Origin of the sequence: Streptomyces sp. NPDC049577 (genome assembly GCF_040675635.1) — a bacterium.
Lineage (GTDB): Bacteria > Actinomycetota > Actinomycetes > Streptomycetales > Streptomycetaceae > Streptomyces.
Genome location: NZ_JBFAPH010000057.1, coordinates 1 through 23,270, shown reverse-complemented (window position 1 = coordinate 23,270; position 23,270 = coordinate 1). Strand labels below are relative to the sequence as shown.

Genomic DNA, 23,270 nt, shown 5'->3' with positions numbered 1-23,270 from the left:
GGCGCGGACGTCGAGGTCGGCGCGGGCGAGCTGACCATCTACGACAACCTCGACGCCAAGACCGGCGAGCTGTGCTGGAAGGACCTCTGCCGCGGCCCCCACCTGCCCACCACGCGCAACATCCCCGCGTTCAAGCTGATGCGCAACGCCGCCGCCTACTGGCGCGGCAGCGAGAAGAACCCGATGCTCCAGCGCATCTACGGCACCGCCTGGCCCACCAAGGACGAGCTGAAGGCCCACCTGGACTTCCTCGCCGAAGCCGAGAAGCGCGACCACCGCCGCCTCGGCTCGGAGCTGGACCTCTTCTCCATCCCGGAGCAGATCGGCTCGGGCCTGGCGGTCTTCCACCCCAAGGGCGGCATCATCCGCCGGGTCATGGAGGACTACAGCCGCAAGCGGCACGAGGAAGAGGGGTACGAGTTCGTCTACACGCCCCACGCGACCAAGGGCAAGCTCTTCGAGACCTCGGGCCACCTGGACTGGTACGCCGACGGCATGTACCCGCCCATGCAGCTCGACGAGGGCGTGGACTACTACCTCAAGCCCATGAACTGCCCCATGCACAACCTGATCTTCGATGCCCGGGGGCGCTCGTACCGCGAGCTGCCGCTGCGCTTCTTCGAGTTCGGGACCGTGTACCGGTACGAGAAGTCGGGCGTCGTGCACGGCCTGACCCGCGCCCGGGGCTTCACGCAGGACGACGCGCACATCTACTGCACCCGTGAGCAGATGGGCGAGGAGCTCGACCGCACCCTCACCTTCGTCCTGGACCTGCTGCGCGACTACGGCCTGAACGACTTCTACCTGGAGCTGTCCACCAAGGACGAGGAGAAGTTCGTCGGGTCGGACGAGGTCTGGGAGGAGGCCACCGAGACGCTGCGCGAGGTGGCCGAGAAGCAGGGCCTGGAGCTCGTCGCCGACCCGGGCGGCGCGGCCTTCTACGGCCCGAAGATCTCGGTGCAGGCGAAGGACGCCATCGGCCGTACCTGGCAGATGTCGACGATCCAGCTCGACTTCAACCTGCCGGAGCGTTTCGACCTGGAGTACACGGCGGCCGACGGCTCGCGCCAGCGGCCCGTCATGATCCACCGTGCGCTGTTCGGCTCGATCGAGCGGTTCTTCGCGGTGCTGCTGGAGCACTACGCGGGCGCCTTCCCTGCCTGGCTGGCCCCGGTCCAGGCGGTCGGCATCCCGATCGGTGACGCGCACGTCGAGTACCTGCGGGAGTTCGCCGCCGAGGCGAAGAAGAAGGGCCTGCGGGTCGAGGTGGACGCCTCGTCGGACCGGATGCAGAAGAAGATCCGCAACCACCAGAAGCTGAAGGTCCCCTTCATGATCATCGTCGGTGACGACGACATGAACGCGGGCACGGTGTCCTTCCGCTACCGCGACGGTTCGCAGAAGAACGGGATTCCGCGCGAGGTCGCGATGCAGGAGATCGCTGATGCCGTAGAGCGTCGAGTCCAGGTCTGATCTGCTCCCCGCGCACGCGGGGGTTCCCAGGGGCGGCCCGTCCGGGCCGCCCCTCGGCGTTTCCGCCGTCGTGCCGGGGAATATGCTGGCCCTCATGACGAATGAGCCGGAGCAGCAGTTCGGAGTGGGCGCGCCGGACGCCTTCCAGCGCCTGTGGACGCCCCATCGGATGGCCTACATCCAGGGCGAGAACAAGCCCACCGGCCCGGGGGCCGACGACGGCTGCCCGTTCTGCTCGATTCCGGCCAAGAGCGACGAGGACGGGCTGATCGTCGCCCGGGGCGAGCGTGTCTACGCCGTGCTCAACCTCTACCCGTACAACGGCGGACACCTGATGGTCGTCCCGTTCCGGCACGCCGCCGACTACACCGAGCTGGACGAGGCCGAGACGGCCGAGCTGGCGGACTTCACCAAGCGCGCCATGCGTGCTCTCCGCGCCGCCTCCGGGGCGCACGGCTTCAACATCGGCATGAACCAGGGCGCGACGGCAGGTGCCGGCATCGCCGCGCATCTGCATCAGCACATCGTGCCCCGCTGGGGCGGTGACACGAATTTCATGCCGGTCGTCGGCCACACCAAGGTCCTGCCGCAGCTGCTCTCGGACACCCGCAAGATGCTCGCGGACGTCTGGCCGGCCGTGTAGTCCCTGCCGTCGCCGGGGAGACACGAAACGCGCCCGGGGCGGTCAAATCATCCGGATTGCACATATAGACGCGCTCTAATGGTGCGGTGACCTTCCTCCACCGCCGTACCGTGCTGCGCGCGGCCGCGGGTGGTGCCCTCGCGGGTGCCGCCGGGGCCGCGGTGGCCGGGTGCGGCGGTGATGCGGAACGTTCCGCCGGTTCGTCGCACGCGCCCGCGCACGCCTCCGCGCAGGCGTCGCATCCGCCGGCGCACGGGGTCGCCGCGCCCCCGGGGCCGCCGCTGCTTCTGCCCAAGCTGCCACCGGGGCTGCCCGCGCAGATCGAGCACGGGCCGCGCGACGGCCACGCGGTGGCGCTGACCTTTCACGGCCGCGGTGACGCCAGGACCGCGAACGCCCTGCTCTCGGAGGTCGAGCGGGCCGGGGCGCGGGTGACGGTGCTGGCCGTCGGGGACTGGCTGGACGCACAGCCGAAGATGGCCCGCCGGGTGCTGGACGGCGGTCATGAGCTGGGCAACCACACGATGCGGCATCTGAGCGTCTGCTCGATGAGCGCGAAGGCGGCGTATGCCGAGATCGCGGAGTGCGCGGACCGGCTGCGGCGGCTGACGGGCGGGATCGGCCGGTGGTTCCGGCCGTCGCGGGCCCGGCGCGCGACCGATCAGGTGGCCCGGCTGGCGCGGCAGGTCGGCTATCCGCACGTTCTGTCGTACGACGTGGACTCGCTCGACTTCACCGATCCGGGGGCCGAGGTCGTGCGGCGTACCGTGCTGGACGCGGTACGGCCGGGATCGGTCGTGAGTCTGCACTTCGGGCACGCCGGCACGGTGGCCGCGCTGCCCGCGATCCTCGACGGCCTGCACCGCCGCGGACTGCGTGCGGTGACGACTACGGAGCTGCTGACCCGATGATCCAGTTCTCGCGTGTTGGTCCTCGTCCCCGGGTGCGCCGTGCGGCGTTGTGCGCCGCCGTCCTGGTGCTGGCGGCCGTCGCCGGCTGCGGTGGTGGCGAGGAGAGGAAGAAGGAGGAGCCGCGTCAGGCCGGGCACGCCAGTCATGGTGCGGCGCGGGGGGTGCCGCAGGGTCTGCCGGGGATGCCGCCGCTGCTGGATCCGAACGACCTGTACGCGGCCGACCGGCCGAACATGCTGTCGCCGGTGGTGAAGGACTTTCCGTCGCGGGTGTACGTGCCCAATACGGAGTCGGACACGGTGAGCGTGATCGATCCGAAGACGTACAAGGTGATCGAGACGATTCCGGTGGGGGAGCAGCCGCAGCACGTGGTGCCCTCGTGGGACCTGAAGACGTTGTGGGTGAACAACGACCGCGGTCACACGCTGACGCCGATCGATCCGGCGACGGGGAAGGCGGGCAAGCCGGTCGACGTGCACGACCCGTACAACCTCTACTTCACGCCGGACGGCAAGTACGCGGTGGTGATGGCGTCGATGGACCGGGAGCTGGTGTTCCGGGACGCGCACACCATGAAGCGGATGAAGACGGAGCCGGTGAACTGTCTGGGCGTCAATCACGCCGACTTCTCGCCGGACGGGCGGTACTTCATCGTCTCGTGCGAGTTCTCGGGGGAGTTGCTGAAGGTCGACACGGCGCGGATGAAGGTGATCGGCAAGCAGAAGCTGCCGTTCGACGGGGCGATGCCGCAGGACGTGAAGATCTCGTCCGACGGGAAGACCTGGTACATCGCCGACATGATGGCCGACGGTGTGTGGGTGCTGAACGGGGACAGGTTCACCGAGCCGTGGCTGATGCCGACCGGCAAGGGAGCGCACGGTCTGTATGTGAGCCGGGACTCGAAGTCGATGTACATCTCGAACCGGGGCGAGGGCAGCATTTCGGTGCTGGACCTGGCGACGCGCAAGCTGGTGCACAAGTGGGAGCTGCCGGACGGCGGCAGTCCGGACATGGGCGGCGTGTCGGCGGACGGCAAGGTGCTGTGGCTGTCGGGGCGTTACAACAGCGAGGTGTACGCGATCGACACCACCGACGGGCATCAGATCGCGCGTATCCACGTGGGGGACGGGCCGCACGGGCTGGCGGTGTATCCGCAGCCGGGACGGTACTCGCTGGGCCACACCGGGATCTTCCGGTGAGGCTCCTGCGGGCTACGGCCCGGTGACGTCGCGTCAGGCGTTGTAGACGTCGGCCTGGCGCGGTGCGGGGTCCTGGACAGCGCCGCTGAGGAAGTTGGCGCGGTTGCCGAAGCGCTCGGTGTCGACGCCGTGTTCGTCGAGGACGCGCAGGGCGGCCTCGTGGACGACGCGCAGGACCGGGGTGGCGGCGCGCAGGGCGTCGTCGGCCATGAAGCGGTGGCGCCACGGCTGGGCCGACAAGCGGGCCCACGTTGCCCTCGCCGGCGGCCTCGGCGACGATCCGCTCCGCCTCCCGGCGCGCCGCGCCGACCATGGCGTCGGCCTGCTCCTCGGCGGCCGCGGCGGCCCGGACGGCCTCCTCCTGCGCCTGGGCGACGAGGGCGTCCGCCTGCTCGCCGGCCTCGGCCAGCCGGCGGGCGGCGGCGTCGCGTGCGTCGTCCACCGTCCGCTCGCCCTCGGCGCGCGCCTCGGCCCGCAGCCGCTCGGCCTCCAGGACGGCGTCCGCCTTGATCTTCGCCGAGTCGGCCCGCGTGCTGTTCGCGTTCTCCTGCGCGGCGGCCAGCGCCTCGGCCGCCTCGACGGCCATCCGCTCGGCCTCCGCCGTCGCCTCCGCGATCAGCGTGTCCGCCTGCTCGGCCGCCTCGCTGCGGCGGGCGTTGGCCGCCTCGCGCGCCTCGTCGACGAGCCGGGACGCCTCGCTGCGCGCCGCGTCCAGCGCCTCGGCCGCGTCGGCGTGCATCCGCTCGGCCTCCGCCGTGGCCTCGCCGACCAGCTGCTCGGCCTGCGCGGACGCCTCGGCCAGCCGCGCCTCGGCCGCCTCACGGGCCTCGTCCCGCGCCTGCTCCGCGTCGCGGCGCGCGGTCTCCAGCGTCGTGGTCGCCTCGGCGACCAGCCGCTCGCCCTCCGCCGTCGCCTCGGCGATCAGCTCGTCGGCCTGCGCCGCGGCCTCGGTGCGCTTGGCGTTGGCCGCCTCGCGCGCCTCGTCCACGATCCGGTCGGCCTCGCCCTGCGCACCCGAGGTCAGCTCCTCGGCCTCCTGGACGATCCGCTCGGCCTCGGCACGGCCCTCGGCACGCATCCGGTTCGCGTCCTCACGGGCGTCCGCCCGGGTCCGCGCCGCGTCCTGCTCGGCCTGCGCCAGCGCGTCCGAGGCGTCGGTGCGCATCTGCCGCGCCTTGGCCGCCGCGTCGGAGACGGCCTTCTCCGCCTCGGCCCGCAGCCGCTCGGCCTCCGCCGTCGCCTCGGCGACGATCCGCTCGCCCTCGGCACTCGCCTCGGCCCGGTGGGCGTCGGCCGTCTCCTGCGCCTCGTCCAGCGCCCGCGCCGCGTCGGCGCGCAACCGCTCGGCCTCCGCCTTGGCGTCGGCGAGGACACGCTCGGCCTCGGCCGTGACCTCCGCCTTGTGCCGGGCGGCGACCTCCGTGGCGTCCTCCACCGTCCGCTGCGCGTCGGCGACCAGCCGCTCCGCCTCGGCCATGGCCTCGGCGATCAGTTCGTCGGCCTGCTCGGCGGCCTCGGTGCGCTTGGCGTTCGCCGCCTCCCGCGCCTCGTCCAGCACGCGCGCGGCCTCGGCCCGCAGCCGGTCCGCGTCGGCCGTGGCCTCGGCACGCCGCGCCTCGGCGGTCTCCCGGGCCTCGCCCTCGATGCGGGACGCCTCGTCCCGCGCGGTCGCGACCGTCTCGGCGGCCTCGGCGCGCAGCCGCTCCGCCTCGGTCGTGGCCTCGGCGATCAGTTCGTCGGCCTGCTCGGCGGCCTCGGTGCGCTTGGCGTTCGCCGCCTCCCGCGCCTCGTCCAGGACGCGCGCGGCCTCGGCCTCCAGACGCCGGCCCTCGTCCGCCGCCTCGGACAGCGTGCGCTCGGCCTGCTCCTTCGCGGCCTGTGACGCGGCGTTCGCCTCGGCGCGGACCCGCGCCGCGTCCTCCGCGGCGCGCTCGCGCTCGGCGTACGCCTCGGCCCGCACCCGGTCCGCCTCGATCTGGGCGTCCGTGACCGTGCGTTCGGCGTTGTGTTCGGCGGCCGAGCGCAGCCCGGCGATCTCCTCCTCGGCCTGCTCGTGCAGCCCGGCGACCGACTCGCGCACCTGCTGGGCCGTCTGCTCGGCGGCCGAGACCAGCTCCGTGGCGCGCTGCTCGGCCTCCTCGACCAGCCGGCGCCCCTCCTCCTGCGCCTCGGCGACCCGCTTGCGGGCGGACGCCAGCAGCTCCTCGCTCTGCTCCCGCGCCGCCTCGCGCTCGGCCTGCGCCTCGCCCCGGGCGTCGCCGAGCAGCTCCTCGGCCTCGCGGCGGCGCCGGGCCGCCTCCTCCTGCGCGGCGACCAGCGCCTCGGCGGCCTCCGCGGCCGTCCGCTCGGCGGCCGCGTTCGCCTCGGCCCGCACCCGGTCCGCGGTCTCCTGCGCCTCGGTGCGCAGCCGCTCGGCCTCCGCCGCGGCCTCGGTGCGCAGCCGCGTCGCCGCGGCCTCGCCCTCGGCACGCGCGGCCGACGCCTCCTCGGCGGCCTCGGTGCGCAGCCGCTCGGCCTCCTCCTCGGCCTGCTCCCGCAGCGTACGGACGCGCTCGGCGGACTCCGTCCGCAGCCGCTCGCCCTCCTCGGCCGCCTCGCGGCGCAGCCGCTCGGCCTCCGTGCGCGCCTCGCGCAGCGCGGACTCGGCGGCCTCCACCCGCTGCTCGGCCTCGGTCTGGAGCCGGGTCAGCTCCGCCTCGGCCTCCGCGCGGCGCGCCTGCGCCGCCTGCTCGGCCTCCTCGCGCAGCTGCCGCGCCGCGTCGGCGGCCTCCGTACGGACCCGCTCGGCGTGCTCGTCGGCCTCCTGGGCCATCTGCTCGGCCTCGGCACGCGAGCGCTCCAGCGCCTCCTCGGCCTGCTTGCGCAGGCCGGCGGCGCGCTCGGCGGCCTCCGTGCGCAGCCGCTCGCTCTCGGCGCTCGCGCCGGACCGGGTCTCCTCGGCGTCCGCCTTGGCCTTCGCCAGCAGCTCCTCGGCGGTGCTGGCCGCCTCCTCGATCTGCTGGAGCGCCTCGCGCCGGGCCTCGCCCCGGATCCGCTCGCCCTCGGCCACGGCCTCGGCCCGCAGCTGCTCGGCCTCGCCGCGCAGCCGCCGCGCCTCCTCCTGGAGCTCGACGGTCTTGGCCCGGTACTCCTTGGTGTCGTCCTTGGCGGCGCCCTTGAGCTCCTCCGCCGAGGCCGCGGCCTGCTCGCGCAGCCGCTCGGCCTCCGCCTCCGCCTCCTTGCGGATGCGCTCGGCCTCGGCCGCCGCGGCCTTGGTCGCCGCCTGGGCGTCCGCCGTGGCCTTGGCCAGCACCTCCTCGGCCGTACGGGCCGCCTTGGCGAGCTGCGCGGCCGAGTCCTCGGCGACGGCGCTGCGCGCCTTCTCGGCCGCCTCGGCCAGCATCCGCTCGGCGTCGGCCGCCGCGTCCGCGCGCAGCTGCTCGGCCTCCGCCCGCAGGGCCTCGGCCTCCTTGGTGGCCTCGCTCACCAGCCGGGCGATCTCCGCCCGGGCCGTGCGGGTGCGCTGCTCGTTGTCCGCCTCGGCGGCCGAAAGCCGCCGGGTGGCGGCCTCCTTCGCCTCGGTGACCAGCTTCTCCGCCTCCGCGCGCGCCTCGCGCAGCGCCGTGTCGGCCTCCTGGAGGCGCGTCTCGGCGGCCCGCGTCATCTCGGACGCGCTCGTACGGGCCTGATCGGCCTCCGTGCTCGTGGCGAGGCGCAGCCGCTCGGCGTGCTCGGTGGCCTCCTGCGCCTGCGTGGAGGCGGCGGTCAGCAGCCGCTCGGCGTCCGCCCGGGCACGGCGCAGGATCGCTTCGGCTTCGGCGCGGGCCTCCTCGGCGGCCTGACCGAGCCGGCCCCGGGCCTGCTCGGTGAGCCGCTGGGCCTCCGCCCGGGCGGCCGCCAGCGAGGCCTCGGCCTCCGCGCGGGACTCCTCCAGCAGCCGACGGGCCTGCTGCTCGGTACGGGTGCGCAGCTGCTCGGCCCAGGCGACGTTCTCGTTGACGTGCGACTCGACGGTCTGGCGGCGCTCGTTGAGCTCCTCGTCCAGCCGCTGGCGCCGGGCCACGGCCTCGGCGTGCAGCTCGGCCTCCAGCCGGGCCTGCCGCTCGGCCTGCTCCTGGAGCACCCGCTGCGTCTGGGCCCGCGCCTCGCGCAGCTCGCGCTCGGCGTCGCTGCGCAGCTGCTCCGCCTGGATCTGCGCGTTGCGCAGCAGCTGCTCGGCCTGGTAGCCGATGTCGGCGGTGTCGTAGGCAGGACGGTGGGCGAGTTTGCGGCGCGCCTCATGGAGCTTGGCGCGCAGCACCTCGACCTGGTAGCCGAGGTCGTCGGCGTGCTGGACCGCCTTCTCCCGCTCGGTCTTCAGCCGCTCCATCTCGGCCTCGAACTTCGAGAGGTGGTCGGCCTCGTCCCGTTGCCACTCCTGGCGTTCGTAGCCCCGCACAGCGCGGTCCATCCGTCCCCTGGTCGCGTCGGCGGCCGGCCCCGTACTGCGTTGTGGTGGAACCCGGAGCCCGCCCTTCCGAAGAAATGGTGTCAGATCATCGGTACAGCCTGGGCCGGGCCCCACCCGAGCCCCGGCCGAACCTGCACTCTACCGGCCGGGGAAGGCGAGGGTCAGTGCTCCGCGTCCGGACGGGGTGCCGAGGTGACGAGTTCGGTGAGCACGCCGTGGCAGTCCTTGGGGTGCAGGAAGGTGATCCTGGACCCCATGGAACCGATGCGCGGCTCGTCGTAGAGCACCCGCACGCCCTTGCCGCGGATCGCCTCCGCGTCCCCGTCGACGTCGGCGGTGCCGAAGGCGATGTGGTGCACGCCCTCACCGTTCTTGGCGAGCCACTTGCCCACCGCCGAGTCCTCCCGGGTGGGCTCCAGGAGCTGCAGGTAGGAGGCGCCGCCGTCGGACGTCTCATTGATCTTCAACATGGCCTCGCGGACGCCCTGCTCCTCGTTGACCTCGGTGTGGAACACCTCGAAGCCGTACGTGGCACGGTAGAACTCGACGGTCTTGTCGAGGTCGAAGCAGGCGATCCCGATGTGGTCGATGCGCGTCAGCATTCCCTTAGTGCACCGCCCGCACGGGCGGTTACGCAACGTGCGCGCGATCACACTTGCGGCCCGGTGACCGCACGCGGACCGCTCAGTACATTGACGTAAACCCTCGTTCACCTCCTCCCGCTCGAAGGGGCCGCCCCCATGTCTGGTACGAACGGAAACACCGGAACCACCTCCGTGATCGTCGCGGGCGCCCGGACGCCCATGGGCCGGCTGCTGGGTTCCCTGAGCTCCTTCTCCGGGGCCGAACTGGGCGGTTTCGCCATCAAAGCCGCGCTCGACCGGGCCGGCATCGGCGGTGACCAGGTGCAGTACGTGATCATGGGTCAGGTCATCCAGGCCGGCGCCGGCCAGATCCCCGCCCGCCAGGCCGCCGTCAAGGCCGGCATCCCCATGAACGTCCCCGCCCTGACCGTCAACAAGGTGTGCCTCTCCGGGCTCGACGCGATCGCCCTGGCCGACCAGCTCATCCGCGCGGGTGAGTTCGACATCGTCGTGGCCGGCGGCCAGGAGTCGATGACCAACGCCCCGCACCTGCTGCCGAAGTCCCGCACGGGCTTCAAGTACGGCGCGATCGAGATGCTCGACGCCATGGCCCACGACGGCCTGACCGACGCCTTCGAGAACGCCGCCATGGGCGAGTCGACCGAGCGCCACAGCATCCGCCTCGGCCTGCGCCGCGACGACCAGGACGCGATCGCCGCCCTCTCCCACCAGCGCGCGGCGGCCGCCCAGAAGAACGGCATCTTCGAGGCCGAGATCACCCCCGTGGAGATCCCGCAGCGCAAGGGCGAGCCGGTCGTCTTCAGCAAGGACGAGGGCATCCGCCCCGAGACCACCGTGGAGTCGCTGGGCAAGCTGCGCCCCGCCTTCTGCAAGGACGGCACGATCACCGCGGGCACCTCCTCGCAGATCTCCGACGGCGCCGCCGCCGTGGTCGTCATGAGCAAGGCCAAGGCCGAGGAGCTGGGCCTGGACTGGATCGCCGAGATCGGCGCCCACGGCAACGTGGCCGGCCCGGACAACTCCCTGCACTCCCAGCCCTCCAACGCGATCCTCCAGGCGCTGGGCAAGGAGGGCCTGGCCGTCGAGGACCTCGACCTCATCGAGATCAACGAGGCCTTCGCCGCCGTCGCCGTGCAGTCAATGAAGGACCTCGACGTGTCCCCGGAAAAGGTGAACGTCAACGGTGGAGCCATCGCGCTCGGCCATCCGATCGGCATGTCGGGCGCCCGCATCGTGCTCCACCTCGCGCTGGAGCTCAAGCGCCGGGGCGGTGGCATCGGCGCGGCCGCGCTGTGCGGCGGCGGCGGCCAGGGCGACGCCCTGATCCTGCGCGTGCCGGGCAACTGACCCCTTCCGACCTCGCGGACCGAGCGGCTTGATTGGAGCAGTCATGGACGTCCCCACGCTGGTCGAGCAGGCGCGGGAGGGCCGCCCCCGCGCGGTCGCCCGGCTGATCTCCCTGGTCGAGGGGGCGTCCCCCCAACTCCGCGAGGTCATGGCCGCCCTGGCCCCCCTGACGGGCGGCGCGTACGTCGTGGGCCTGACCGGCTCGCCCGGCGTGGGCAAGTCCACCTCGACATCCGCCCTGGTGACGGCCTACCGCCGGATGGGCAAGCGGGTCGGCGTCCTCGCCGTCGACCCGTCCTCGCCCTTCTCGGGCGGCGCCCTGCTCGGCGACCGCGTCCGCATGTCGGAGCACGCCTCCGACCCGGGCGTCTACATCCGCTCCATGGCCACCCGCGGCCACCTCGGCGGCCTCGCCTGGGCCGCTCCGCAGGCGATCCGCGTCCTGGACGCGGCCGGCTGCGACGTGATCCTCGTCGAGACGGTCGGCGTCGGCCAGTCCGAGGTCGAGATCGCCTCCCAGGCCGACACCTCCGTCGTCCTGCTGGCCCCCGGCATGGGCGACGGCATCCAGGCCGCCAAGGCCGGCATCCTCGAGATCGGTGACGTCTACGTCGTCAACAAGGCCGACCGCGACGGCGCCGACGCCACCGCCCGCGAGCTCAACCACATGCTCGGCCTGGGCGAGTCCCGCGCCCCCGGCGACTGGCGCCCGCCCATCGTCAAGACCGTCGCGGCCCGCGGCGAGGGCACGGACGAGCTCGTCGAGGCCCTCGACAAGCACCGCGCCTGGATGGAGGAACACGGCGTCCTCACCGACCGCCGCCGCGCCCGCGCGGCCCACGAGGTGGAGACCATCGCCGTCACGGCCCTCCGGGAACGCATCGGCGACCTCCGGGGCGACCGCCGCCTCGCGGCCCTGGCGGACCGCGTGGTCACGGGCACCCTCGACCCCTACGCGGCGGCGGACGAACTGGTGGCGGGGCTGACGGAGGGGTGAGGCCGGGCGGTCGGCCCGGCTCCATGTTCGTCATCAGGCCAAGTGGCGCATTTGTATTGATATGACCACATAAAGTGATGCATGCCACAAGGGTGTATGTCCATATCCATCCCGCATGTTCCCATGGTGTGACTCTGCGTAGATCGACACGGGGGGTGGCCCTTCATAGGCTTCAGCTCTTACTTTTTCCATAACTGGGGGGAAGTGTGGGCAATTTGAAGCGACGAAGATCGGGCATTGGCCGTTTATCGGGAGGGGGTGGCGGCCTTCTCGCCCTGGCGCTGACAGTGGGCATCACGCCGCCTCTTGCCGCAGGAGGGGCTTGGGCCGCGGACGGTTCCGGGCCCCAGGCGGTCGCCGAAGGGACTTCGGAGCCCTCTCCGGAGCAGCGAGCACTCGACGAGGCCCGAGCGACCGGGCAGCGCGTCGAAGTGGTGCAGGAACGGTCCGAGACCGAGCAGGTGTTCGCGAATCCCAGTGGCACCTTCACGGCCGAGCAGACGGCGCAGCCCCAGCGCGTCCGGCAGCCCGACGGGTCGTGGCAGCCGGTGGACGCCGGTCTGGTGCGGCGGCAGGACGGCTCCGTCGGACCGCGGTCCGCTGTCGTCGACATCTCCTTCTCCGGTGGGGGCACGGACCAGCCGCTGATCAGGATGGCCAAGGGCGACAAGTCCCTGGCGCTGCGGTGGCCGGGGAAGCTCCCCGAGCCTCGTCTCAATGGCGCGACCGCCGAATACTCCGAGGTCATGCCTGGTGTGGACCTCAAGGTCAATGCCACGGTGACCGGATACTCCTACGCCCTGGTCGTCAAGAACGCCGAGGCCGCCAAGAGCCCGGATCTCAAGCGGATCGTGCTGGCGGCCGACACCAAGGGCCTGAGCCTCACGACGGACAGCAGCGGCCTGCACGCCTTGAACGAAAAGGGCGAGAAGGTCTTCTCCGGGCCGCCCGCGCACATGTGGGACTCCTCCGGCCGTCCCGCGCCGGCGGCCTCGAACGGGGAGCCGGGGACGAGCCCGGCCCCTGGTGACAAGGTGGCCCCCATGGCCATGTCCGTCCAGGACGGAACCGTCACCGTCGTACCGGACCAGGCGCTGCTCACCGGCTCCGGCACCAGGTACCCGGTGTACATCGATCCGCCGACCGACGACATGACTCAGGTCGAGTGGCTGTACGTGAGCAGCAGCAGCCCGGACACGTCGTTCCTCAAGGACGAGCGGCAGGGTCGCGGCGTCGGTTACTGCTCGTACGCGCAGACCGGCGAGGGCTGGGCCGTCTGCAGCCGTGATTCGTACGTCGACCGCATGTACTTCAAGTTCAGGACGAGCGGCTGGAAGGGCCGGAAGATCCACAAGGCGACCTTCTCGGCCGAGGAGACGTTCTCCTTCTCCTGCACCCCGACCTGGGTGGACCTCGCGCTGGTCGACGAGAAGAAGATCGGCAAGGACACCACCTGGAACAACAAGCCGGTCGACGGCGACCTGATGGTGGACCGCAAGGTCGCCTACGGCCGAGGTGACCAATGCCCGTCCGCCCGGGTCGAGTTCTATGACAATCCTGATGAGAAGAACGAGAACCTCACCCCGACCGTCCGGAAGGTGGCTGCCACCGGCGAGCCCATCGCGTTCTCGCTGACGGCCAGCGACGAGAAGGACCCCTACTCGTGGAAGCGCTTCCGCGGCAGTGACGCGAAGCTCTCCATCGAGTACAACACCCCGCCGAACAAGCCCTCGGACGGCCGCGTCAGCGGCACCTCGACCTGCGAGCGCGGCAGCGGGCGCCCGTGGATCCGCAGCAGCACCCCGACCATGATGGTCAGGGGGACGGACGACGACCAGCAGAACTTGAAGGCCACCTTCCGGGTGTGGAACGCCGTTCCCGAGAAGCCCATGGTCTACGAGGGCACCGACGGCTACCACGCCCAGGGCGACTTCCGGTCCACCATCGCGCAGGGCAAGCTGCAGCACGGCCAGGCGTACAAGTGGCACACAGGCACCACCGACGGGATCGACGACAGCACCGAATGGTCCGACTACTGCGAATTCGCGGTGGACACCGAGGCGCCCAACGCCAGGCCTGCCGTCTCCTCCCGTGACTTTCCCGCCGAGCAGGAAGGTAAGCAGGCCGGCCAGCCCGGCTCCTTCACCTTCTCCGCCAACGGTGTCCGCGACTCCGCGTACGGCAACGACATCGCGTACTACGAGTGGGCGATCGGCGACGACGAGCCGGCCAACCGGGCGGTCCCGTCGCAGACCGGCGGCGACGCCACGGTGAACATCACGCCGACGACCTTCGGCCCGAACGTCCTGTACGCGCGCGGCGTCGACCGCGCGGGCAATCGCGGCCCGATGACGACATACGTCTTCAAGCCCGTACGCCCCTGCCCGGACGAGCTCACGGACAGCTGCTCCGCGGCCACGTACCACCTCGATCAGCTGACCTCGGGCACCAGCCCCGACGGCAGCGGCAAGGACCGCATGCTCGGCGTCGCGGGCGCGGCACAGGTGGCCGGGCGCAAGGCGGCGAGCCAGCCGACCGACAAGGCCCTGCGGTTCAACGGAACCGGTGACCATGCGTCGGCGGCGTCCCCCGTGGACACCCGTCAGGCGTTCACGGTCAGCGCGTGGGTCCGTCCGACGAGCCTCGACCACAACGGCACCGTGGTGAGCCAGTCGGGAGATCACGCCTTCGGCTACGCCCTCTACTACTCGACGACGTTCCAGCGTTGGATCTTCGGGCGCATGACCGCCGACAAGTCCGCCTCGTCGACCGAAGACCTCAAGCGGGCCATGGCGGTCAGCGAGCGGCCTGCCCGCCTGAACGAATGGACCCATCTGACGGGCACCTATGACCCGCAGGCGAAGAAGATCCGCCTGTACGTCAACGGCGTTCAGGAAGGGGAAGCGTCCTTCGACGCGACCCTGAACGCCGCACGGGGACTCGAACTCGGCCGGGCCCGCTGGAACGACCAGTGGGACTTCCTCTTCGCCGGCGATGTCGACGACGTGCGTGTGCACGCGGGACAGCTGTCGAACCGCGACATCGCCTATCTGGCCACGCCCTGACCGCAGGCATCTGCGGCCGAAACACACACCATCACCACCGAACCGTGCTCGGGAGCACCCGCTCCCGGGCACGCGGTCCGGCCTGCCCCGACCCGGCGGGCCGTGGAGGGGAGCAGCCGTGCAACACGGCTTGATGACAGGAAACGACTACCGGAGACGGCGTGCGCGCAGATGGCGCGCGTCCCTCTCCGCCGCCACGGTGAGCGCCCTGGCGGCCACGCTCCTGCAAGGAGCGCCGACGGCCTGGGCGCAGTCCCGGGACGACCGGCGCCCCGAGACCCAGAGCATGAAGTCCGTCCCCGTCACCGGGGTCGGGATGAAGCCGGCACCGGTCGACGAGGCGGCCAAGGCCGCCAAGGCGTCTTTGCCCAAGGTCGAGTGGCCACGGGCGGCCTCGGCCGAGGCCGTTCTCGCCCCGGCGAAGCAAGGGCTGGCGGCCGGTCGTACGTCGGCGAAGTTACGAGTGGGCTCACTGCCGGTACGCGTGAGCGCACCGACCTCGCCGAAACTCGAGCGCGCGGCGCAGGCGTTCGGGGCGCCGGCCCCGTCCGGCAAGCCGGCGGACGCGGCACCGGGAAAGGTGCGCGTCGAGGTGCTCGACCGCAAGTCCGCCCGCAAGGCGGGGATCGACGGAATCCTGCTCAAGGTGACCCGGGCGGACGGCGGCAAGTCCGGCGCGCCGGTGAACCTGGAGGTGGACTACGCGAAGTTCGCCGGGGCGTACGGCGGTGACTGGGCCTCGCGCCTGTCGCTCTCCACGCTACCGGGCTGCGCCGTCAACGGTTCGGCCGCCACCTGCCGGGACCGCAAGCCACTGAAGACGCACAACAGCCTCCGCGGCGCCACGCTGAACGCGGACGTCGTGGCGCAACCGGCGGCAACGGCTTCTCTGGCCGCGGGTGCGGGCAGTCAGCTGGTGGCCCTGAGCGCCGGGGCGTCCGGCGCGGCGGGCAGTTACGGGGCGACCTCGCTGACGCCCTCGGGCAGCTGGCAGATGGCCGGCAACACCGGCAGTTTCTCCTGGCAGTACCCGCTGCGGGTGCCACCCGCCGTCGCCGGCCCCTCGCCCAAGCTGGCGATCAACTACAACTCCGGCAGCATCGACGGCCGGGTCGGTTCCACCAACAACCAGCCGTCCTGGATCGGCGAGGGCTTCGACCTTTCGGTCGGCTTCATCGAGCGCGCCTACCAGTCGTGCAAGGACGACGGCTTCGACACGGAGGGTGAGGAGAAGTACGACCAGTGCTGGCACTCCGACAACGCGACCATGAACTTTGGCGGCCGCAACGGGGAGCTGGTCAAGAAGTCCGACGGAACCTGGCGGCTGAAGGCCGACGACGGCACCCGCATCGAGCGGAAGACCGGCGGTTCCAACGACGACAACGACGGTGAGTACTGGGTCGTCACCACCACCGACGGCACGCGCTACTACTTCGGCAAGGGCAAGCGGTTCGCCCAGGACACGGAGAACACCCACTCCGCCTGGACGACGGCCGTCTACGGCGACGACAAGGGCGAGCCCTGCCACGCCGACGCGTTCAAGGACTCCCGCTGCCAGCAGGCGTGGCGCTGGAACCTCGACTACGTCGTGGATGTGCACGGCAACTCCATGACGTACTTCTGGGACACCGAGAAGAACCGCTACGGCGCCGACCGCGACGACTCCTCCGTCTCCTACGACCGCGGCGGGTACCTCAAGCGCGTCGAGTACGGCACGCGCGAGGGCGCCGAGCGCCCCGGCAAGGCCCCGTCGCAGGTCGTGTTCACTGTCGCGGAGAGGTGCAGCGGCGATGCCGCGGACTGCGAGCCGGACGATCTGAAGGAGGACACGGCCAAGCGTTGGCCCGACGTTCCGTTCGATCAGATCTGCACCGACGACAAGCACTGCAAGGACCAGTGGTCACCGAGCTTCTTCACCCGTAAGCGCCTGACCAAGGTCACCACGCAGGTCCTAAAGGGCAACGGCTACCAGGACGTCGACGAGTGGACGCTGGACCAGTCGTTCCCCACACCGGGTGACGGCCTGACCGGCGGCCTGTGGCTGAAGTCCATCGCGCACACCGGCAAGGCCCAGGGATCGACCGTCAGCCTGCCCAAGACCGTCTTCTACGGCACCCAGCTCACCGGCCGCGTCGACAAGTCCTTCGACGACCGCCCGGCGATGGTCAAGTGGCGCATCCGGGCCATCCAGTCGGAGTCCGGCGGCACCGTCTCGGTCAACTACAAGCCCACCGAGTGCACACCGTCCTCCCTGCCCGATCCCACCAACAACACCAAGCGCTGCTTCCCCTCCTTCTGGTCCAAGTCCGGCTCCATCGGGGAGAACGAGGACTGGTTCCACAAGTACGTCGTCGACTATGTCGTCGAGGACGGACGCCTGGCCAACGGCACCAACAAGGTGACGCACTACGACTACCTCGGCGGTGCGGCCTGGCACTACGACGACAGCGAGATCGTCAAGACGAAGAACAAGACCTGGAGCCAGTGGCGCGGCTTCCAGAAGATCCGCACCATCGTCGGTGACACCGGTACCAAGCAGCTCCGCACCGAGTCCACCTATCTGCGGGGCATGGACGGAGATCGCGCCAACAAGGACGGCGGCAGCGAATCCGTCACGGTCAAGGCCAGCGACGGCACCGCCGTCAAGGATCAGGACCGGCTCCAGGGATTCGTCCTGGAGGAGCGCCAGTTCAACGGCGTCTTCGACGACTCGGCCGAGGTCGGCGGCAAGGTCAGCACCCCCTGGGTCTCCGAGCCGACCGCCGTCGAGGGCGACGACAAGGCCACCCTCACGGGAACGGCCAGGACCGTCGTCCGCATGGCGCTGGACAAGGGCGTTCGCCGCACCGGCATCGAGCACACCTACGACGAGTACGGCATGCTCAAGTCGTCCTCCGACTTCGGCGACATGGGCGCGGACGGCCGGAACCAGGGCGACGACGCCAAGGACGACACCTGCACGACCTACGAGTACACCCGCAACACCGATGCCAACCTCCTGACGCTGGTCAAGCGCACCGCCACCTTCTCCAAGGCGTGTGGACAGCCCACGGGCCCCTCGGACGCGATATCCGAGGTGCACACCAGCTACGACCACGGCACCTACGGGGCGACACCCACCAAGGGCGACGTCACGCGTACGGAGGAACTCAAGGGCTTCGACGGTGACACGCCGCAGTTCCTCACGGTCTCCGAGAGCGACTACGACGTCCACGGCCGGGTGACCTCCACGACCGACGTCGGCAAGCGCAAGACCACCACCGCGTACACCCCCGCCACCGGCGGCCCGGTCACCGGCATGACGGTCACCGACCCGCTGGGCCGCAAGGTGACGTCCACCGTGGAGCCGTCCTTCGGTCTGGTGACCGGCAGCATGGACGCCAACAAGCTGCGCACCGACCTCGTCTACGACGGCCTCGGCCGGCTGCTCAAGGTCTGGCTTCCCGGCCGCAACAAGGCGACCGACCTGCCGAACTCCGAGTACGCCTACCTGATCCGCAACGACGGTCCGAACGTCGTCACCACTCGGTCACTGATACCCAACGGCGACGTGAAGATCAGCCACCAGCTCAACGACGGCCTGCTGCGGCCGGTTCAGAGCCAGGGCCCGACGCCCAACGGCGGCCGTGTCATCTCCGACACGGTGTACGACTCCCGCGGCCTGTCCGTGAAGTCCGTCGGCCCGTACTACAACGCGTCCAACCCCGACACCTCGGTGGTCGACGCCTCCGCCTCGGCGGACGGCGCCCCGACGGAGACCGAGACCGTCTACGACGCCGCCGGGCGCACGACCGACTCGATCCTGCGGGTCAAGGGCAAGGAGAAGTGGCGCACCACCACCACGTACCACGGTGACCACACCGACGTCACCCCGCCGGCCGGTGAGACGCCGCGCACCACTTACACCAACGCCCAGGGCCTGACCACCAGGCTCCTTGAGTACAAGGGACCCTCGCCCACGGGCGATGCCGACACCACGTCCTACTCCTACGACCGGACCGGGCAACTGGTCGCCGTCGAGGCCCCGAGCGGCGACCGCTGGACCTACGAGTACGACGTACGGGGCCGGCAGACGGCCTCCGTGGACCCGGACAAGGGCCGCACCGAGCTCGGCTACAACGACCTCGACCAGGTCGTCAGCTCCACCGACGCCCGTGGCAAGACCCTGACCTTCCAGTACGACGTGCTCGGCCGGCCGACCGGCACCTTCGAGGGCAAGACCCAGCTGACCGCGTTCACCTACGACACCGCGCCCAACGGTGTCGGACGGCCCGCCAGCTCCACCCGCTTCGTGAAGGACCCGCGGGCCTCGGAACCCCAGGCGTACACGACGGTCGTCGACGCCTACGACACCGCCGGTCACCCCACCAAGAGCACCGTCAAGATCCCCAAGGTGGAGGGCAAGCTCGCGGGCGAGTACTCCACCTCGACCACCTACAACCCCGACGGCTCCGTAAAGACGGCCACCCTGCCGGCCGGCGGCGGCCTCCCGGCCGAGACGCTGTCCACCGGCTACAACCTGGTGGGCCTGCCCACCTTCACCTATGGCCTGGACGACTACGTCCGCGACACGAAGTACTCCAACTTCGGTGAGACCCTCCAGCTCGAGCACGGCCTGTCCAGCGGAGCCAAGCGCACCTGGCGGACCAACTTCTACGAGGAGGGCACCCGCCGGCTCCAGCGCACCCGCCTGGACCGCGAGAGCGTCAAGGACGCCGACTCCGACGTCACCTACACGTACGACGCGGCCGGCAACACCACGAAGATCGCTGACGCGCCGACCAATCACCAGGCCGACGTGCAGTGCTTCCGCTACGACTACCTGCGCCGGCTGACCGACGCCTGGGCACAGGGCGCCGTCGACTGCGCCGACGACCCGGCCAAGGCGGCCCTCGGCGGCCCGGCTCCCTACCGGCAGTCCTTCGAGTACGACGTCGCGGGCAACCGCACCAAGGAGACCACCTACGCCACCACGCCGGGCGGCACCCAGACCACGAAGGTCTACCACCCGCGCGGCAAGGGCAACGCCCCCTCGCACGCCATCGACTCGGTCGACGTCACCGAGACCACCGGCGGCAAGACGATCCAGACCAAGGACACCTACGAGTACGACGCGGTCGGCAACACCACCGCGCGCAAGCTGGGCACCAACCCCAAGCAGTCCCTGACCTGGGACCCCGAGGGCAGGCTGAACCAGCTCGCCACCGAGGACGGCAAGACCACCTCCTTCCTCTACGACGCCGGCGGCAACCGGCTGCTGCGCCGGGACCCGGTGAACAACACGGTGACCCTCTACCTGGGCGCCATGGAACTCACCCTGGACGCGAAGGACACCGTCAGCGGCACCCGCTACTACGCCTACAACGGCCAGCAGATAGCGGTCCGCACGCCGAAGGGCGTCACCTGGCTGGCGGGTGGCCAGAACGGCACCGCCGAGCTCGCCGTCGACGCCAAGACCCAGGGCCTCACCCAGCGGCGCACCCTGCCGTTCGGCGGCCCGCGTGACGGGAAGCCCGTCGCCTGGCCGACGGACAAGGGCTTCGTCGGCGGCACCGTGGACTCCACGGGCCTGACCCACCTGGGCGCCCGCGAGTACGACCCGTCGACCGGCCGCTTCCTGTCCGTCGACCCGGTCGTCGACTTCACCGACCCGCAGCAGCTCCACGGCTACCTCTACGGCCGCAACAACCCCCTCGGCTTCCCGGACCCGTCCGGGATGTTCTGGGGGATGGACTGGGACGACTGGGAGGACATCGGCCACGGCGCACTCGACGTGATCGGCATGGTCCCGGTCGTCGGTGAGTGGGCCGACGCGGCCAACGGCCTGTGGTACCTGGGTGAGGGCGACTACCTCAACGCGGGGCTGTCCTTCGCCTCGGCGATCCCGATCGCCGGGTACGCCGCCACGGCGGCGAAGGGCGCCAAGTACGTCGAGGAGGGCGCCGAAGCGGCCAAGGTCGTGGAGAAGACCGAGGAAGCGGTCGAGGACACGGCGAAGGCGGCGGACAAGGTCGAGGACGCGGCCGAGGACGTGGCCAAGGCCGCCGAGGAAGCGACCCCGCCTGCGGCACCGAAGCCGAAGCCCGAGCCGGAGCCGGAGCTCCCCGCCGAGCCGAAGGCCAAGCCCGCTCCCGCGGCCGAGAAGGGCGACCCTGTCTCCAGCGGCAAGGCCCCGGACGGCGGCGGCAAGAGCAAGTCCAAGAGCGACGGAGACGGAGGCGGCTCCAAGGCGGAAAGCTGTGAGAACAGCTTCGTGCCCGGCACCGAGGTCGTCCTGGCGGACGGCTCGGTCAAACCGATCGAGAAGCTGGAGCTCGGCGACGAGGTCCTGGCCACCGACCCGGAGAAGGGCACCACGGAGGCCAAGCCCGTCACGGCCACCATCGAGGGCCACGGCTCCAAGCAACTGGTGAAGCTCACCGTCGACACCGACGGCGACAAGGGCCCGGCCACCGACACCATCACCGCCACCGGCAACCACCCGTTCTGGCTCCCGGAGCTCAAGAAGTGGGTCACGGCTGACCAACTCGAGCCCGGCCAGTGGCTGCGCACCTCGTCCGGTACGTGGGTCCAGATCACGGCTGTGAAGGCGTGGACCCAGCAGGCGGTGGTCCACAACCTCACGGTCGACGGGGTCCACACCTACTACGTACGGGCGGGGTCCACGCCGCTGTTGGTGCACAACTGTGGTAGTGGGTCGGATGATCTGATCACGGTGTACCGAGGTACCGACCACGGCCTGGAGAATGCGATCGCGGAAGAATCCGGTCACCTCATGAGCGACGCTGCGCGGAGTACATATGCAGGAACTGGGTCGATGGAGTCTGCGATGAAGGCGTCTCAGGAGGCTCACTCGAATGCCCTCGCCGCTTGGGGGTCTGCCGACACATATGCCCAGGCGCATGCGTCATTCGGTACTGAGATGTCACAAATTGGCCCTCGCTCTTTGATGTCGTTCACTACCGATATCAATGTGGCGCGAGGTTTCGGCGGGACTCTATATTCTGCAACAGTTCCGCGTAGCCAAGTGATTATGCAATCCTTGCCAGGTGCGGGGGAAGCTGAAGTGCTCATCGCGCACATGGTGCGGGTTACGAGGTTGTAAATGCATGTGGAGGTTACCCTCGGTGCGCTTCCGGTGCGCTACTACGTTCGGTCAGGCGGCATGGGTGTGCAGGTGCCGCTTTCCGATGGGAGTGAAGGTCCCGAGTGGCTGCTATCGCAGTCCGGCAGCCTGAGGCGTATCTGTGTTCGCCTTGCCGGCGGAAACAGTGTCGTGTTGTTCCTGCACTGGAGTGATGGCACGAACCTGGATGAACTCGACAAGAAGATCGTCGACGGTGAGCCGTATGACCGTTACTTCGCAGGCGCGGTGGTGGGCAGTGAGATGCCCCTCGGGTGCCGCAGCTGTGGGATGAAGTTCGTCGGGATCGTAGCCGATACGGGTAATCCCCTACTGGGAGACATCGCAGCCAGGCTGCGCGACCACGAATTCATCGAGTCGTGTCCTGGCTGCGGTGTCCGGTGGCAACCCCATGTGCTCCACGTGGTCGAGCCCGCCCGATGAGGCAGCCCACTCGGTGAACGCAGGGAAAAGGTCCGCCGGAGCAATCCGGCGGACCTTTTGGTGTTTCCGGTGTCTCAGCCCTTCCCCGCGTCGCCCTCAAGTGTTCCCCTACCGGGGACCTGGGGGACATCGGTCACGGCGCACTCGACGTGGTCGGCATGGTCAGTTGTCGGAGCTGGCGAAGATGAATGAGCGACAGCGAACGAGAACGGTGACCGCGCCGCAACCGTGAGGGCCCGCCGATCCTTCTCGCGCAGGCCCTCACGTAGCTTTTTCCCCAAGGGCCCCTCAGTCCTTCCCCTGTGTCCCCGCAAGTGGTCCGCCACCGGTGACAGCGGCTCCCGCAGCGCCTAGAGGTCCTCGGCCAACAGCAGGTCGATGAAGTGCACCAGTGTGAGCGAGGATCCTGGCATGGCGAAGGCATGGTCAGTACTGCCGAAGGCAATCAGGGGCGCGGATCAAGGGCCGCGATGACTGACGATATGGAGGTTGAGGCGGAACTTATGACAGAGAACAACCCCTACGGGAGCCGTCCGGAGCTGCTGCCCGGCTTTATGAACGATCACCATTTCGGCGAAGGGCGCCGGGTCGTGAAGCTGGGTCTCAAGGAGAGCCGTGAGCTGGAGGCAGTCAGCCTGAACAGGTTCCCGCCCACGGCCACCGCGGCCCTTGGTTGGGCTGCCGGCTCGTACGACGAACGCCGCTGGTGGGACGACGAAGAGGGCTGGGCGGAGGTGGCAGCGGAACTGCTCTCCTCCTTCGTGATGGGGGAGAAGCATGTCGCCGTCTTCTGGGGGAACCTCGTGATGCCGACGGTGACTCTTCCTGCGCGCACTGCTGTCGAGCGGGCCCGGGAGCTTCTGGATGCGGGGCCGCACTTCTGGATCTACCCGCTCGGTGGTTCGATTCTCATCGAATGCCTGCTTGACGGGCAGGTGACGGTGGCGACCATTCCTGGGACGTAGGGATTTCCGCCGGACGCCGCAGCCGGAAGCCCTACCAGTACGCGTACTGGTAGGGCTTCCGGCTGCGGC

11 protein-coding genes and 2 pseudogenes are annotated in these 23,270 nt (G+C 70.4%); 10 read left to right on the top strand and 3 right to left on the bottom strand.

Translation table 11 applies throughout. The annotated features are described in order from the left end of the window. From thrS to AB0K09_RS09915, 4 genes are all read left to right on the top strand, one after another. Window positions 1-1,473 (top strand): threonine--tRNA ligase (thrS, locus tag AB0K09_RS09930; protein WP_366064809.1); only part of this gene is annotated, 1,473 nt, incomplete at its 5' end. 82 nt (window positions 1,474-1,555) lie between these two features. Continuing rightward, window positions 1,556-2,116 carry an HIT domain-containing protein gene (locus AB0K09_RS09925; protein WP_366064808.1) on the top strand — a complete coding sequence of 187 codons (561 nt, stop codon included), beginning with the start codon at window positions 1,556-1,558 and terminating at the stop codon, window positions 2,114-2,116. Between the two features lie 86 nt (window positions 2,117-2,202). Beyond that, window positions 2,203-3,027: a polysaccharide deacetylase family protein gene (locus AB0K09_RS09920; RefSeq protein WP_366064807.1), complete on the top strand. Its 825-nt coding sequence runs from the start codon at window positions 2,203-2,205 to the stop codon at window positions 3,025-3,027. After that, window positions 3,024-4,226, top strand: coding sequence for a YncE family protein (locus AB0K09_RS09915; protein ID WP_366064806.1), 1,203 nt, complete (start codon window positions 3,024-3,026; stop codon window positions 4,224-4,226). The genes AB0K09_RS09920 and AB0K09_RS09915 overlap by 4 nt, the downstream gene beginning before the upstream one ends. Before the next feature lie 33 nt (window positions 4,227-4,259). On the opposite strand, the pseudogene AB0K09_RS09910 reads toward AB0K09_RS09915, so the two are convergent. The 3 genes and pseudogenes from AB0K09_RS09910 to mce all read right to left on the bottom strand — a co-directional run. Further along, a pseudogene (locus tag AB0K09_RS09910) lies at window positions 4,260-4,460 on the bottom strand (hypothetical protein); the annotation flags it as partial. Window positions 4,461-4,653: 193 nt separating this feature from the next. Continuing rightward, window positions 4,654-8,655 (bottom strand): annotated as a pseudogene (gene scy / locus AB0K09_RS09905) (polarized growth protein Scy); the annotation flags it as partial. 161 nt (window positions 8,656-8,816) lie between these two features. Next, window positions 8,817-9,257: a methylmalonyl-CoA epimerase gene (gene mce, locus AB0K09_RS09900; RefSeq protein WP_366064805.1), complete on the bottom strand. Its 441-nt coding sequence runs from the start codon at window positions 9,255-9,257 to the stop codon at window positions 8,817-8,819. 138 nt (window positions 9,258-9,395) lie between these two features. On the opposite strand from mce, the gene AB0K09_RS09895 reads away from it, so the two are divergent. From AB0K09_RS09895 to AB0K09_RS09870, 6 genes are all read left to right on the top strand, one after another. Beyond that, the gene (locus AB0K09_RS09895) at window positions 9,396-10,607 is read left to right on the top strand and encodes an acetyl-CoA C-acetyltransferase (RefSeq protein WP_366064804.1); all 1,212 of its coding nucleotides are present in this window, start codon (window positions 9,396-9,398) and stop codon (window positions 10,605-10,607) included. A gap of 43 nt (window positions 10,608-10,650) precedes the next feature. Then, the gene (gene meaB, locus AB0K09_RS09890; protein WP_366064803.1) at window positions 10,651-11,604 is read left to right on the top strand and encodes a methylmalonyl Co-A mutase-associated GTPase MeaB; all 954 of its coding nucleotides are present in this window, start codon (window positions 10,651-10,653) and stop codon (window positions 11,602-11,604) included. A gap of 431 nt (window positions 11,605-12,035) precedes the next feature. Further along, window positions 12,036-14,669: a LamG-like jellyroll fold domain-containing protein gene (locus AB0K09_RS09885; RefSeq protein ID WP_366064802.1), complete on the top strand. Its 2,634-nt coding sequence runs from the start codon at window positions 12,036-12,038 to the stop codon at window positions 14,667-14,669. 133 nt (window positions 14,670-14,802) lie between these two features. Then, complete coding sequence (locus AB0K09_RS09880) at window positions 14,803-21,774, top strand: polymorphic toxin-type HINT domain-containing protein (RefSeq protein ID WP_366064801.1); 6,972 nt, start codon at window positions 14,803-14,805, stop codon at window positions 21,772-21,774. A 33-nt stretch (window positions 21,775-21,807) separates the two neighbouring features. Beyond that, a complete protein-coding gene (locus AB0K09_RS09875) occupies window positions 21,808-22,236 on the top strand; it encodes a hypothetical protein (RefSeq protein WP_366064800.1) in 429 nt (142 codons plus the stop codon). Window positions 22,237-22,739: 503 nt separating this feature from the next. Continuing rightward, a complete protein-coding gene (locus tag AB0K09_RS09870) occupies window positions 22,740-23,201 on the top strand; it encodes a hypothetical protein (RefSeq protein ID WP_366064799.1) in 462 nt (153 codons plus the stop codon). The last annotated feature ends 69 nt before the right edge of the window (window positions 23,202-23,270 follow it).

Coding starts and splice junctions, on each gene's coding strand:
- AB0K09_RS09925 (WP_366064808.1), top strand. CDS start 1,556: ATGCTGGCCCTCATGACGAATGAGCCGGAGCAGCAGTTCGGAGTGGGC.
- AB0K09_RS09915 (WP_366064806.1), top strand. CDS start 3,024: ATGATCCAGTTCTCGCGTGTTGGTCCTCGTCCCCGGGTGCGCCGTGCG.
- mce (WP_366064805.1), bottom strand. CDS start 9,257: ATGCTGACGCGCATCGACCACATCGGGATCGCCTGCTTCGACCTCGAC.
- AB0K09_RS09895 (WP_366064804.1), top strand. CDS start 9,396: ATGTCTGGTACGAACGGAAACACCGGAACCACCTCCGTGATCGTCGCG.
- meaB (WP_366064803.1), top strand. CDS start 10,651: ATGGACGTCCCCACGCTGGTCGAGCAGGCGCGGGAGGGCCGCCCCCGC.
- AB0K09_RS09880 (WP_366064801.1), top strand. CDS start 14,803: ATGACAGGAAACGACTACCGGAGACGGCGTGCGCGCAGATGGCGCGCG.
- AB0K09_RS09870 (WP_366064799.1), top strand. CDS start 22,740: ATGACAGAGAACAACCCCTACGGGAGCCGTCCGGAGCTGCTGCCCGGC.